This is a genomic window from Saccharomonospora azurea NA-128 (genome assembly GCF_000231055.2).
GTDB lineage: Bacteria > Actinomycetota > Actinomycetes > Mycobacteriales > Pseudonocardiaceae > Saccharomonospora > Saccharomonospora azurea.
This window is the reverse complement of record NZ_CM001466.1, coordinates 4,174,167-4,186,863: the sequence shown is the minus strand read 5'-3', so window position 1 is coordinate 4,186,863 and position 12,697 is coordinate 4,174,167. Positions and strand designations below refer to the sequence as shown.

General features: G+C 71.8%; 11 protein-coding genes. 7 read left to right on the top strand and 4 right to left on the bottom strand.

Going from position 1 to position 12,697, the window contains the following annotated elements; genetic code table 11:
* The first annotated feature begins 15 nt into the window (after positions 1-15).
* The 4 genes from SACAZDRAFT_RS19340 (at position 16) to SACAZDRAFT_RS19325 (ending at position 3,215) form a co-directional block, all read left to right on the top strand.
* Entirely contained in the window at positions 16-459 is a 444-nt protein-coding gene (locus SACAZDRAFT_RS19340; protein WP_005444429.1) for an ATP-binding protein, read from the top strand.
* 55 nt (positions 460-514) lie between these two features.
* The gene (locus SACAZDRAFT_RS19335) at positions 515-949 is read left to right on the top strand and encodes a DUF4383 domain-containing protein (RefSeq protein ID WP_005444427.1); all 435 of its coding nucleotides are present in this window, start codon (positions 515-517) and stop codon (positions 947-949) included.
* Positions 950-1,045: 96 nt separating this feature from the next.
* Entirely contained in the window at positions 1,046-1,990 is a 945-nt protein-coding gene (locus SACAZDRAFT_RS19330) for a glycosyltransferase (RefSeq protein ID WP_005444425.1), read from the top strand.
* 13 nt (positions 1,991-2,003) lie between these two features.
* A complete protein-coding gene (locus SACAZDRAFT_RS19325; RefSeq protein WP_005444421.1) occupies positions 2,004-3,215 on the top strand; it encodes a glycosyltransferase in 1,212 nt (403 codons plus the stop codon).
* A 67-nt stretch (positions 3,216-3,282) separates the two neighbouring features.
* On the opposite strand, the gene SACAZDRAFT_RS19320 is transcribed toward SACAZDRAFT_RS19325, so the two are convergent.
* The 4 genes from SACAZDRAFT_RS19320 to SACAZDRAFT_RS19305 all read right to left on the bottom strand — a co-directional run bounded on the left by SACAZDRAFT_RS19320 (position 3,283) and on the right by SACAZDRAFT_RS19305 (position 8,463).
* On the bottom strand, positions 3,283-5,811 hold the full coding sequence (locus tag SACAZDRAFT_RS19320; protein ID WP_005444419.1) for an ATP-dependent Clp protease ATP-binding subunit: 2,529 nt from the start codon (positions 5,809-5,811) through the stop codon (positions 3,283-3,285).
* 68 nt (positions 5,812-5,879) lie between these two features.
* A complete protein-coding gene (locus SACAZDRAFT_RS19315) occupies positions 5,880-6,770 on the bottom strand; it encodes a glycosyltransferase family 2 protein (RefSeq protein WP_005444418.1) in 891 nt (296 codons plus the stop codon).
* Positions 6,767-7,597 carry a glycosyltransferase family 2 protein gene (locus tag SACAZDRAFT_RS19310; protein ID WP_005444417.1) on the bottom strand — a complete coding sequence of 277 codons (831 nt, stop codon included), beginning with the start codon at positions 7,595-7,597 and terminating at the stop codon, positions 6,767-6,769. Before SACAZDRAFT_RS19310 ends, SACAZDRAFT_RS19315 begins: the two co-directional genes overlap by 4 nt.
* Entirely contained in the window at positions 7,594-8,463 is an 870-nt protein-coding gene (locus SACAZDRAFT_RS19305; RefSeq protein WP_005444416.1) for a polysaccharide pyruvyl transferase family protein, read from the bottom strand. The genes SACAZDRAFT_RS19310 and SACAZDRAFT_RS19305 overlap by 4 nt, the downstream gene beginning before the upstream one ends.
* A 62-nt stretch (positions 8,464-8,525) precedes the next feature.
* On the opposite strand from SACAZDRAFT_RS19305, the gene SACAZDRAFT_RS19300 reads away from it, so the two are divergent.
* From SACAZDRAFT_RS19300 to SACAZDRAFT_RS19290, 3 genes are all read left to right on the top strand, one after another.
* Complete coding sequence (locus SACAZDRAFT_RS19300; RefSeq protein ID WP_005444415.1) at positions 8,526-9,521, top strand: UDP-glucuronic acid decarboxylase family protein; 996 nt, start codon at positions 8,526-8,528, stop codon at positions 9,519-9,521.
* Between the two features lie 143 nt (positions 9,522-9,664).
* Positions 9,665-11,305 (top strand): carbamoyltransferase family protein, encoded by a 1,641-nt coding sequence (locus SACAZDRAFT_RS19295; RefSeq protein ID WP_005444414.1) that lies wholly within the window; start codon positions 9,665-9,667, stop codon positions 11,303-11,305.
* Positions 11,302-12,697: HAD-IIIA family hydrolase (locus SACAZDRAFT_RS19290; protein ID WP_005444413.1), on the top strand; the 1,396-nt coding region annotated here is incomplete at its 3' end. The genes SACAZDRAFT_RS19295 and SACAZDRAFT_RS19290, both read left to right, overlap by 4 nt.

Here is a 12,697-nt window from a genome sequence, read left to right as displayed (position 1 = left end):
TATCCCGGCCACATCATGGGAAGACACGAACTGGTGGACTGGTTCGGCCCGAGGTGCCACGGACCGATGGAACTGCGGATCCCCGCCGATCCGCGGCACCTGGCGGCGGTCCGCCTGCTGGCTCAAGGAGTGGCCCAGCGCGAGGGCTTCGGACCCGACGAGGTCACCGACATCGTCCTCGCGGTCGACGAGGCGTGCGCGAGCCTGATCCGGGCCTCGGTGCCAGGAGCGCTGCTGACCTGCCGACTGTCCGTCACGTTCGGGACGCTGCGTGCGGAGGTGTTCGCCACGACCGTGTCGGGCGGTGTACCGAGTTCGCAGTCGCTCGGATGGCGGGTGCTGGGCACGGTCACCGACTCCGTGTCGGCGTGGCGCTACGAGACCGACCCGCACCGGGACTCGGACCGCGTGGTCCACATCGACTTCGCGAAGCAGGGTGCACGCGGTATGGCGCGATAGCAGCGGCAGGGTCTCGAGCGGCGGTCACGATCCCGCGACGTCGAGAGGCGGCGAGATGAATCCTTGGACACGAGCACTTCCGCCGACCGGAACGCTGCGCGTCGGGGTCGGTGTGATCGGGCTGGCGTACCTGGTCCTCGGCATCGCCGGGTTCGCACTGGTCGGGTCGGACATGGGCTACGACCCGTCGCGCACGGTGTGGTTGTTCGGTGCCAGCGGCCTGCTGAACATCGGCCACACCGGGGTGGGAGCGTTGGGTCTCGCGGCCACGCACACCGAGTCGGCCCTGCGTGCCTTCGGGTGGTTGAGTTTCTTCGCCTTCACCGGGCTGTTCGCCTACAGCATCCTCGCCGTCACCCTCTCACCGCTGGGCAACCTCGCGAACGTGCACGTGGCGAACGCGTGCCTGTACGGGGTGACGGCGGTCCTGGGTCTGCTGATCAGTGTGGTCCCCACGCGGGGCAGCGCGGCGACCGGACACGCCACGTGACGATCACGCCGTAAGGCGACACGGCGGGTCACCGACCGACGACCCGCCGCGTCGCGCGCGGTTTAGTTCGAGGGGGCTGCGGGCAACTTCGGTGACATGGAACTGCTCGTGTGGCACGTCCACGGGTCGTGGACAACCGCGTTCGTCCAAGGAAAGCACAGCTATCTACTGCCTACTGTGGACGATCGCGGGCCGTGGGGCAGGGGCCGGTACGGGCGGCCGTGGCCGGATTCGGCGGTCGAGGTCGTCCCCGGCGAGCTGCGCGAGCGCGACGTCGACGCGGTGGTGTTGCAGCGGCCCGAGGAGATCGAGCTGACCCGCCGCTGGCTGGGCCGCGAACCGGGTGCGGACCTGCCGGCCGTCTACGTCGAGCACAACACGCCGCGCGAGCACGCGGCCACCAGCAGGCATCCGCTGGCCGACCAGCGCGACATCCCCCTCGTGCACGTGACCCACTACAACGAGCTGATGTGGGACAACGGCATCGCTCCCACCGTGGTGATCGACCACGGCATCGTCGACCCCGGTCACCGCTACACCGGCGAGCTGGCCCGCGCCGCCGTGCTCATCAACGAACCGGTCCGCCGAGGCCGCGTGGTGGGCACCGACCTCCTCCCCGTGATCGCGCGGGCCGCCCCGGTCGACCTGTACGGGATCGGTGTCACCGACCTCGACGTTCCCGGCGTGACCCCGGTCGGGGACCTGGCGTCCGACGACCTGCACAGCGAGATGGCCACCCGGCGCGTGTACGTGCACACCGCGCGGTGGACGTCGTTGGGGCTCTCCCTGCTGGAGGCGATGCATCTCGGCATGCCCGTGGCCGCGGTCGCCTCCGCGGAGGCCGCCACGGCCGTGCCGCCGGACGCGGGGCTCGTGTCGACCGACGTCGACGATCTCGCCTCCACGGTGTCGACGCTGTGCGCCGATCCCGACCTGGCCACGCGCATGGGCAAGTCCGCCCGCGAGTACGCGCTGGCGCACTTCGGACTTCCCGCGTTCCTACGGCGCTGGGACGCCCTCCTCGACTCGCTCGCACCGTGAACCCGGAGGCACGATGAAGATCTCGATGGTGTCCGAGCACGCAAGCCCGCTGGCCGCCCTGGGCGAGGTCGACGCCGGCGGACAGAACGTGCACGTCGCCGAGCTGTCCGCGGGCCTCACCCGAGCCGGGCACGACGTGACCGTCTACACCCGCCGGGACAGCGACGACCAACCCGAGGACGTCACCATGCCCGGCGGCTACCGCGTGGTCCACGTGCCCGCCGGTCCCGCCCGGCACGTGCCGAAGGACGAGCTGCTGCCGCACATGGGCGAGTTCACCCGGTTTCTGACCGCACAGTGGCAGGCCGACCGCCCGGACGTCGTGCACGCCCACTTCTGGATGTCGGGCCTGGCCTCGCTGATGGCGACGCGTCCGCTGTCGGTGCCGGTGGTGCAGACGTTCCACGCCCTCGGGGTGGTCAAGCGCAGGCATCAGGGCGCGCACGACACGAGCCCCACCGAACGGATCGGCCTGGAACGACTCATCGGCAAGCACGCGGCGCGGGTCGCGGCGACCTGCTCGGACGAGGTGTTCGAGCTGGTGCGGCTGGGGCTGTCGCGCTCGCGCATGTCGATCGTCCCGTGCGGGGTCGACCTCGACCGGTTCACGCCCTCCGGACCGGTGGAGCCGCGGACCCACCGCTACCGCATCGTGTCCGTGGGCCGGCTGGTGCCGCGCAAGGGGTTCGACGTCGCCATCGCGGCACTGCGGTCCCTGCCGGAGACCGAGCTCATCATCGCGGGCGGCCCGCAGGAGGGCAGGCTGGCCGAGGACAAGGAGGCCGCGCGCCTGCTGCGCTTCGCCGCGGAACTCGGCGTCGCCGACCGCGTACACCTGAGGGGGCAGGTGCCCCGCGCGGACGTACCGGCTCTCCTGCGTTCCGCCGACGTCGTCGTCTGCACGCCCTGGTACGAACCGTTCGGCATCGTGCCGCTGGAAGCGATGGCGTGCGGTGTGCCCGTGGTGGCCTCGGCGGTGGGCGGCCTCACCGACACCGTCGTCGACGGCGTGACCGGTCTCCACGTGCCCCCGAAACGCCCCGAAGCGCTGGCCTCGGCCGTGCGCAGGTTGCTGTCCGACGCCGCGTTGCGCGACGCCTACGGCATCGCCGGCGCCGACCGTGCCCGCTGCCGATACTCCTGGGACCGCATCGCGACCGACACGATGCGGGTCTACGAACGCGTGGTCCCCGCGGCCGCCCTCAGCGGCGAGGAGACCGGCTGACCGGCTCGCTCACCGACACGCAAGAGGGGGGTCGGCGCTCACCGACCCCCCTCTCCTTCGTCCACGGTCAGGTTCCCACCGGCGCGGTGACGTCGAAGGTCAGCGCGCCGTCCTTCACCGTCACGGTGACGGTAGCGCCCGAGTGGACGTCGCCCTTCAACAGCATCCGCGAGAGCACGTTGTCGACCTCGCGCTGGATCGTGCGGCGCAGCGGACGGGCGCCGTACTCGGGCTGGTAACCCGCCTCGGAGAGCCACCGCACGGCCTCCGGCGTGAACTCGACGTCCACGCCCTGGGCGTGGGCCTTGCGTCGGGTCTCCTCCAGCAGCAACGTGGTGATCTGCTGGAGCTGTTCCGCCGAGAGCTTGCGGAACACGATGATCTCGTCGATCCGGTTGAGGAACTCGGGGCGGAAGTTGTCGCGCAACCGCTGCATCAACCGTTCACGCAGCGGCCCCTCCGTCTCGCTCTCGTCCTGCGGAGCGAAGCCGAGCGCACCCTGGGTTCCGCTGAGCACGAGCTCGGAACCGATGTTGCTCGTCATGATCAGCACGGTGTTGGTGAAGTTCACCGTGCGGCCTCGCCCGTCGGTGAGCCGCCCGTCCTCCAGCACCTGCAACAACATGTTGAACACGTCGGGGTGCGCCTTCTCGATCTCGTCGAGCAGCACCACGGAGTAGGGGCGCCTGCGCACGGCTTCGGTCAGTTGTCCGGCGTCCTCGTACCCGACGTAGCCGGGGGGCGCGCCGACGAGTCTGCTGACCGTGTGCCGCTCGCCGTACTCCGACATGTCCAACCGGATCATGCTGTCCTCGCTGCCGAACAGGGCTTCGGCGAGCGCTCGGGCCAGCTCGGTCTTGCCGACGCCCGTCGGCCCGAGGAAGAGGAAGCTCCCCGAGGGCCGGCCGGGCTCGGCGAGTCCCGCCCGCGCCCGGCGCACGGCCTCCGCGACGGCGGCCACGGCCTCGTCCTGCCCCACGACGCGCCCTTGCAGGTGCCCCTCCAGGTTCAGCAGCCGCTCGCGCTCCTCCTGCGTCAACTGCGACACCGGGATTCCGGTGCTCCGCGAGACGACCTCGGCGATGTCGGTCGCCGTCACGTCCGGCGCCTCGGCGGGCCGGTCCTGCAGGCGCTGCTCCTCGATGCGGCTGCGCAGCTCGTGGATCTCGTCACGCAGCGCGGACGCGCGTTCGTAGTGCTCCTCGCTCACCGCCTGGTCGCGGTCGCGGCACAGCTGCTCCAACCTGGACTCCATGTCGCGCAGCCGTTCGGGCCAGCGCCCCGACCGCATCCGCACCCGCGCTCCGGCCTGGTCCATGAGGTCGATGGCCTTGTCCGGCAGGTACCGTTCGGTGATGTAGCGGTCGGACAACGTCGCCGCCGCGCTGAGCGCCTCGTCGGTGAACCGGACCTGGTGGTGGGCCTCGTACTGGTCGCGCACCCCGTGCAGGATGGCCAGCGTGTCCTCCACGTTGGGTTCGGGCACGAGGATGGGTTGGAACCGACGCTCGAACGCGGGATCGTTCTCGATGTTCTGCCGGTACTCGTCGAGCGTGGTGGCGCCGACGATGTGCAGCTCGCCCCGGGCCAGCGCCGGCTTCAGCATGTTGCCCGCGCCCATCGACCCCTCCGACGCGCCCGCGCCCACCACGGTGTGCAGCTCGTCGATGAACACGATGAGCTTGCCCTGGTTCCGCCGGAGCTCGTCGAGCAGTTTCGTCATGCGCTCCTCGAAGTCGCCCCGGTAACGCGTGCCCGCGACCATCGCGGCGACGTCGAGCCGGATCACGCGCCGATCCGCAATCGTCTCCGGCACGGTGCCGTCCACGACACGCTGGGCGAGCCCCTCGACGATCGCCGTCTTGCCGACCCCCGCCTCACCGATGAGCACCGGATTGTTCTTGGTGCGCCGCGACAACACCTCGATGGTCTGCTCGATCTCGTCGTCGCGCCCCACCACCGGGTCGATCTCCCCGTTGCGGGCCATGTCGGTGAGGTCCTGCCCGTAGGTGTCGAGCGTGGGCGTGTCACTGGGCTGCTCCTGCGCCTGCGTGGTCTCACGCGCGTGCGTCGAGCCGGTGGGCCCCGAGATCGCCCGCTGCATGGCCTCCGGGGTCACGCCCGCCTCGGCCAGGATCAGACCGGCCCGCGAGTCCGGGTTCGCCACGAGCGCCAGGAGGATGTGCTCGGGCCCGATGTACGACGAGCGCAGACCACGCGAGATCTGATGCGCGTCGAGCAGCGTCCGCTTCGCCCCCGGTGTCAACACGGGTGTGGCCTGCGGCGACCGACGGTCGGCGGCCTCCCGTTCCACGCGCTCGGCGAGCGCGTCGGGGTCGGCTCCCGCGCGTTGGAGCAGCTCCCGGCTCCCGGGAACCCGCGTCGCCGCCCACAGCAGGTGGGTCGAGTCGAGCTCGTTCTGCCCCCACTCCCCGACCTGGCGCACCGCCGCGGACACCAGGGCGAGCGCCTGCTCACTCATCAGGCGGGTGATCCCCACGGCGTGCGGACGCCGTCCCGGCATGGCGTTGCCGAAGAACTGGGCGAGCAACTGGTCGAACGGACTGGGGCTCGGTTCCCCGAAGAAGCCGGTCATCGACACACTCCCTCTCGGCGGTTCGTCCTGCCTCCCGGCCTACCCGGTGTGGCGAGGAGTCAACCCCGTCACCCGACGTAGCGCCGGGCGGTGGAGCGCCGTTGCGAGTCCTCCAGCGAGCGCAACCCCTCCTCCACCGACGGCGGCACCACCCGGCGTTCCGACAGCACCCACGGCAGTCCTCGCAACGCCTCCGCCACCGCGGCGAGGGTGGCGGCGTCCCGGGGCGCGGACCGCAGCACGTCGAGGGTGCGGCGCGCCGCCGAGCGAACAGGCCTGCGCAACCACATCGTCCACAGCGTGTTGCGGATGCCGAGCCGGCGTCGGCGCCGCGGATCCCGCTGCCGCGACGGCGCGTGGTGGATCACGATGTCGGGATCCCAGCACATCCACCACCCGTGCGCGGCGAGGTCGATGGCCAGCAGCTCCTCCTCCCCACCCAGCCACATGCGGGGCGAGAATCCGCCGACCTGCCGGAACGCCTCGACGCGGAACGTCGTCAGGCCGGCCATCACGCCGAGCAGTGCGGGGCCGGGGAGCCAGTCCGGGCCCCGCACCGGGGAGTCGCGCAGCTCCGGCGTGATCGGGTCCTCCTCCAGGTGCGGCTCCACGAGGCAGCGGCCCGTCACCGACGCCAGCCCCGGGTAGGTGTCGAGCAGCTCGACCGCCCGCGTGAGCGCACCGGGCTGCCATCGCGTGTCGTCGTCGCAGAACGCCACGTACGGAGTCCGGATCTGCCGGACGGCGAGGTTGCGGGCGAGCGCACCGAGGTTGCGGTCGCAGCGCAGCAGCGACACGTGCGGGAAGAGGTCGGCGATCGCGTCGGCGGTGCCGTCGGTGGACGCGTTGTCGGCGACCACGATGGGCGCGGCGTCGGGCAGCGACGTCATCACCTCCAACGTCCGGAGGACTTCGTCGCGGCGGTTGTGGGTGATCATGACGACGCTGACGCGGCTCATGCGAGCTCCCGGATCTGCGCTTCGACGTGGGCGGGCAACGGCCGGCGCGACCGCAGCGCCCCGGGCAACCTCCGCAGGGCACCCGCCGCCGCGAGCGGATCGCGCAGCACGATCGCGGCCGTGCGGGCGCAGTCGGCGAGCGGGCGCCGCATCCACGTGATCAGCACGTTGTTCCGCCGCTCGATCCGCCGCCGCCAGCCCGCCGACGGCCGCACGGTGGACGGATGGTGGTGTGCGCGCAGCCGGTCGACGTAGCAGAGCTCCCAGCCTCGCGCGGCGAGGTCGTAGGCGAGCAGCTTCTCCTCCGCTCCGAAGTGCAGCAACGGGTTGAAGCCGCCCGCGTCGAGGAACGCGCTGCGGCGCACCACGGAGGAACAGGCGAGGAACCCCAGCACTCGCGGCCCCGGCAGATCGGGCGCCGTGCCCAGCGGGCTCGTGGCCATCTCCTCACAGACCGGGTCACGCCGGCACTCGGGCCCCACCAGGGTGGTCGCCGCGACGAGCCCCACCCGGGGATAGGCGTCGAGCACCACCTCAGCCCTGGTCAACGCACCCTGTTCCCACCACGAGTCGTCGTCGCAGAAGGCCACGTACGGCGTGTCGGCGGCCTCGACCCCGAGGTTGCGCGCCGCCATCCCCACGTTCTCCGGCAGCCGGATCACCCGCACGCCCGGGAATCGGTGCCGCACGCGCGACGTGGTGTCGTCGCGCGAGCCGTTGTCCACCACGATGACGGGCGGCAGCGGGATCAGGTCGCGCAGGTGCGTGAGCGTGCGGGTGAGGTCGTCGGCACGGTCCCGCGTGGCGATCACCACGGTGGTCCTCATCGGAGTACCTCCGCCACGAGATCGGCGACGAGCGTGCCCCGACCACCGGGCGGGGTGCGCGCGCCGTCGACCGACGAGCTCGCCAGGCACCACCGCCACCAGTGGTCGAGCGTCTCGGTGTCCAGGTGCTCGGCGCCGATCACCGCGGGCCAGCCGAGTGCCTCGCCCTGGGCGGTCACCTTCCCGCCGCCCGCCACCGGGTCCACCGCGATGGCGGGAACACCCGCGCGGAGGGCGAGGACGAGCCCGTGCATCCGCGTCGTCACCACGACGTCCAGCCTCGCGAGAAGGGACAGGAACTCGTCCGGAGTGGCGCAGAGGCGCCAGTCCGTGCTGTCCAAGCGTGTGTCGAGCCCGACCCGCGCGCACTCCCGCCCGGTGATCCAGTGCAGCAGCGTCTTGTGCACCTGCTCGTGCCTGCGGCGCCCGCCGTACTCGCGTTGCCCGGGGGCGAGCATGATGCCGACCACCGGGACGTCGTCGGCGTGTGCGGCGTAGGAGAGGTCCGGCTGCGGCTCACCGAGCCCGTCGCGGGCGAGGATGCGGTGGAAACCCGCCGCCGCGGGGCTCCGCGGGTCGATCACCGAGACGCCCACCGCGATCCGGCGGCACGCCCGGTACCGGCGGTGCAGCCACTCCACCTGTTCGCCGTGCGCGGGCCCGCACGCGAACACCACGTGGGTGTAGCGCCCCGGCTCCGCGTCGTCCAGGTGCAGGGCGTCCGGGCGCAGAACGGGACTCCAGGCGGTGTCCGCCTCGATGCCCGCTCCGGCGAGCGCGTCGGCGACCCGGCGCATGCTCAGTACGTCGCCGGCAGTCGCCTCCCCATGGAGGAAACTCGGCCATCCCGTCACCAGCACGCGCATGTCGTGATCTGTACCCGTTGCCGGAGCGTTTCACACCGGAGCCCGAGGGTAACCGAACCGGCATGGTACCGGTCGGGGAACACGTGTTTGTGCTCGGTGGCGCGGGATTCATCGGATCCCACGTGTGCGAACAGCTCCTGGACGACGGTCACCGAGTGACCTGTGTGGACAGTCTGCTCACCGGAAGTGTGGACAATGTCGCCACCCTGTCGCGCCATCCGGATTTCCGGTTCGTCGAACACGACGTGACGCGCCCGCTGTCGCAGTGGCCGGACCTGCCGGCGCCGGACTCCGTACTGCACCTCGCCTCTCCCGCCTCGCCGCCGGACTACCTGCGGCTGCCGCTGGAGACACTGCGCGTGGGAGCCGTCGGCACCGCGAACGCGCTCGAACTCGCCACCCGGCACGGCGCGCGGTTCCTTCTCGCCTCGACCAGCGAGGTGTACGGCGACCCGCTGGAACACCCGCAGCGGGAGAGCTACTGGGGCAACGTCAATCCCATCGGCCCCCGCAGCGTGTACGACGAGGCGAAGCGCTACGCCGAGGCGCTGACGCTGGCCTACCACCGGGAACACGGCACCGACGTCGCCGTGGCGCGCATCTTCAACACCTACGGGCCGCGCATGCGCGTCGACGACGGCCGCATGATCCCGAACTTCATCACCCAAGCGCTGACGAACGCGCCCCTCACCGTGGCGGGAACGGGCACGCAGACCCGCTCGGTCTGCTATGTCGACGACACGGTGTCCGGGCTGCTGGCCCTGTGGCGCAGCGGTCTGACCGGGCCCGTGAACATCGGTAACCCCCACGAGCTGACGGTGCGCCACCTCGCCGAGGAGGTCCGGGCCGTCACGGGCTCGGACTCCACAGTGACCTTCGTGCCCGGCGCCGTCGACGATCCCCGCCGCCGCTGCCCGGACATCACGCTCGCCCGCACGGCACTCGGGTGGGAACCGGAGACAGGACTCCACGACGGTCTGCGCCGCACAATCGCCTGGTTCGCCCGGAACGTCCATTCCTCCGACAGAGACATAGCAGTCGTCCCCTCGGCCGAATGAGGTGGAGTCACCGGTGTCGTTCACGTGCAGTAGCGACGTCCTGGGGTTTCACCCTCCACTCGTTTAGGCGTCGCTTCAGCGGGTAGCGGCATAGTGCGGGTCGCGACAGTCGGCCCCACTCGATTCGGGAGGGGTGCAAACGAGTGCGGATACTCGGAATCAACGCCGTTTTCCACGATCCCGCGGCCGCGATCGTCGTGGACGGCACGGTCGTCGCCGCCGCCGAGGAGGAGCGCTTCAGTCGGCGCAAGCACGGCAAGTCGCCGGTTCCGTTCTCCACGTGGGAACTGCCCGAGAAGGCGGCGGCCTGGTGTCTGCAACGAGCCGGGCTCGACGTGTCCGAACTCGACGCTGTCGCGTATTCCTACGACCCCACGTTGGTGGACGCCTCGCTCGACGGTGTGGACGCCGGAGGGTGGGAGAAGCTCCGCACCCTCTACGCCCGCCGCGCCCCCGAGTTCCTGAAGACCGCGTTGCCCGGTCTGGACCCCGGCATCGTCCGGTTCGTCCGGCACCACGTCGCCCACGCGGCGTCGGCGGCGCTGGCCTCCCCCTTCGGCGACTGCGCGGTGCTCACCTCCGACGGCCGCGGTGAGTCGGAGTCGTCCGTACTCGGCGAGTACCGCGACGGCAAGTTCGTCGAGCTGGCCCACCAGTCGCTGCCGCACTCGCTCGGCCTCACCTACGAGGTCGCGACCGCGCACCTGGGCTTCCAGCGCTCCAGCGACGAGTACAAGGTCATGGCCCTGGCCTCCTACGGCACACCGCGCTTCCTTCCCGAATTGCGCGAGCTGGTCTTCACCACCGGCGACGGAGGTTTCCGCACCGCCCCGATCGACTGGGAGCGCTTCGCCCCGGCCCGCTCGCGCGACGACGAGTTCCTCCCCGAACACGCCGACCTCGCCGCCAGCGTGCAACGAGTCACCGAGGAGGTGCTGCTGGACCTCGCGCGCTGGCTGCACGAACGCACCGGTCACACCGACCTCGCCCTGGCCGGGGGCACGGCGCTGAACTGCGTCGCCAACACCCGCCTGCACGCCGAAGGGCCGTTCGAGCGTGTCTGGGTCCAACCGGCGGCGGGTGACGCGGGCACCGCCCTCGGTGCCGCGCTGCAACTGGCGGCGGACTTCGGCGAGGCGGTCGAACCGATGGGCGGCGCCGACCTCGGCCGGGGCTGGAGCGACGACGAGCTGGAGGCGTGGCTGCGACGGGCCGACGTGCCGTACGAGCGCTGCGCCGACATCGCCGAGACCGTCGCGGACGCGCTCGCCGACGACGCGATCGTGGCGTGGTTCCAGGGCCGGGCGGAGTTCGGGCCCCGGGCGCTCGGCCACCGGTCGCTGCTCGCCCACCCCGGGCGTGCCGAGAATCTGGAGCGGCTCAACGACGTGAAGGGGCGGGAGCAGTTCCGGCCCGTGGCCCCGATGGTGCTCGAAGACCGCGCGCCCGAACTCTTCTCCCGCGGTCCCGTGCCGAGCCCGTACATGCTCTTCGTGCACGACGTCGCTCCACAGTGGCGTGACCGCATCCCCGCGGTGACGCATGTGGACGGTACCGCACGGATCCAGACCGTGTCGCGGGAGGACGAACCCCTCGTCGCGCGCATGCTCGCGGCGTTCGAACGCAGGACCGGCCTGCCCACGGTGGTGAACACGAGTCTGAACACCGCCGGGCGTCCCATGGTCGACGATCCGCGCGACGCGTTGGAGTGCTTCGGCTCGGCACCGGTCGACCTGCTCGCCATCGGCCCGTTCGCCGTCCGGCGCAAGGGAGGAGCGGCGTGACCGAACGGAGAGCACCCGAGTACTCGGTCGTGGTCCCCACGGCGGGGCGGGACAACCTCGCCGCGCTGCTGCGGGGACTCGCCCACGGCGACGGCCCCGCCCCGGACGAGGTACTGGTGATCGACGACCGCCCTCGCCCGGGGGCACCGTTGGCGCTGCCCGAGCTCGGGCTCCCTCTGCGCGTGCTGAACTCGGGTGGGCGCGGCCCGGCCGCCGCCCGCAACGTCGGCTGGCGGGCCGCGCGCACCGACTGGATCGCCTTCCTCGACGACGACGTCCTGACCTCGCGCGACTGGCCCGCCCGACTGGCCGACGACCTCGACGGACTCGGCGACGACGTGGCCGCCTCCGTCGCGCGCATCGAGGTCCCGCTCCCCGACACCCGCAGGCCCACCGACGACGAACGCGACACACTCGCGCTGACCCGGTCGCGCTGGATCACCGCCGACATGGCGTACCGGCGAGACGCGCTCGTCGAGGTCGGTGGGTTCGACGAGCGTTTCCCCCGCGCGTACCGGGAGGACGCCGACCTCGCCCTGCGGGTCCGGCGCCTGGGTTGGCGCCTCGCGCAGGGCAGCCGCGTCACCACGCATCCGCCCAAGTCCGGCGGGTTCCTCGCGAGCGTGCGGCGACAGCGCGGCAACGCCGACAATGCGCTCATGCGGGCCAAGCACGGCCGGCACTGGCGGCACGAGGCCGGAGAGGGGTCCGGGCGGCTCGGCAGGCATGCGCTGACGACCCTGGCGGGACTCTCGGCCCTCGCCCTGACCGCGGCCCGGATTCCCCGGGGCGCGTCTCTCGCCGCCGGGCTGTGGGCGGGTCTGACGGCGGAGTTCGCCCTCTCGCGGATCGCGCCGGGCCCGCGCACGCCGCGCGAGGTCGCGCGGATGACCGTCACGAGCGCCGTGATCCCACCCGTGGCGTGCACTCACCGCGTCCTCGGCGAGTGGCGGGTGCGGCGCGGCCGGGCGGTGCTGTTCGACCGCGACGACACCTTGATCGAGGACGTGCCGTACCTGTCCGATCCGGAGAAGGTCCGGCCCATGCCGGGCGCGGCGGAGGCGCTCGCGCTGCTGCGCGCCGAGGGCGTGCCGGTGGGCGTGGTGAGCAACCAGTCCGGCATCGCGCGCGGGCACGTCACGCCCGACCAGCTGCGGGCCGTCACCCACCGCGTGGACGAACTGCTCGGGCCGTTCTCGACCTGGCAGTTCTGCCCCCACGCGCCCGACGACGGGTGCGCGTGCCGCAAGCCGCGACCGGCGATGGTGCTGCGGGCCGCCCAGGAACTCGGAGTCGACGTGCGCCGCTGCGTCGTGGTCGGCGACATCGGCTCCGACGTCGAGGCCGCGCTGACCGCGGGGGCACGCGCGATCCTCGTCCCCACCGCCCGCA

Bases quoted from the DNA above. Each gene is read 5' to 3' on its own strand.
- SACAZDRAFT_RS19315 (WP_005444418.1), bottom strand. From the start codon at position 6,770: ATGAGCCGCGTCAGCGTCGTCATGATCACCCACAACCGCCGCGACGAA.
- SACAZDRAFT_RS19310 (WP_005444417.1), bottom strand. From the start codon at position 7,597: ATGAGGACCACCGTGGTGATCGCCACGCGGGACCGTGCCGACGACCTC.
- SACAZDRAFT_RS19305 (WP_005444416.1), bottom strand. From the start codon at position 8,463: ATGCGCGTGCTGGTGACGGGATGGCCGAGTTTCCTCCATGGGGAGGCG.
- SACAZDRAFT_RS19340 (WP_005444429.1), top strand. From the start codon at position 16: ATGGGAAGACACGAACTGGTGGACTGGTTCGGCCCGAGGTGCCACGGA.
- SACAZDRAFT_RS19330 (WP_005444425.1), top strand. From the start codon at position 1,046: ATGGAACTGCTCGTGTGGCACGTCCACGGGTCGTGGACAACCGCGTTC.
- SACAZDRAFT_RS19335 (WP_005444427.1), top strand. From the start codon at position 515: ATGAATCCTTGGACACGAGCACTTCCGCCGACCGGAACGCTGCGCGTC.
- SACAZDRAFT_RS19325 (WP_005444421.1), top strand. From the start codon at position 2,004: ATGAAGATCTCGATGGTGTCCGAGCACGCAAGCCCGCTGGCCGCCCTG.
- SACAZDRAFT_RS19320 (WP_005444419.1), bottom strand. From the start codon at position 5,811: ATGACCGGCTTCTTCGGGGAACCGAGCCCCAGTCCGTTCGACCAGTTG.
- SACAZDRAFT_RS19300 (WP_005444415.1), top strand. From the start codon at position 8,526: ATGGTACCGGTCGGGGAACACGTGTTTGTGCTCGGTGGCGCGGGATTC.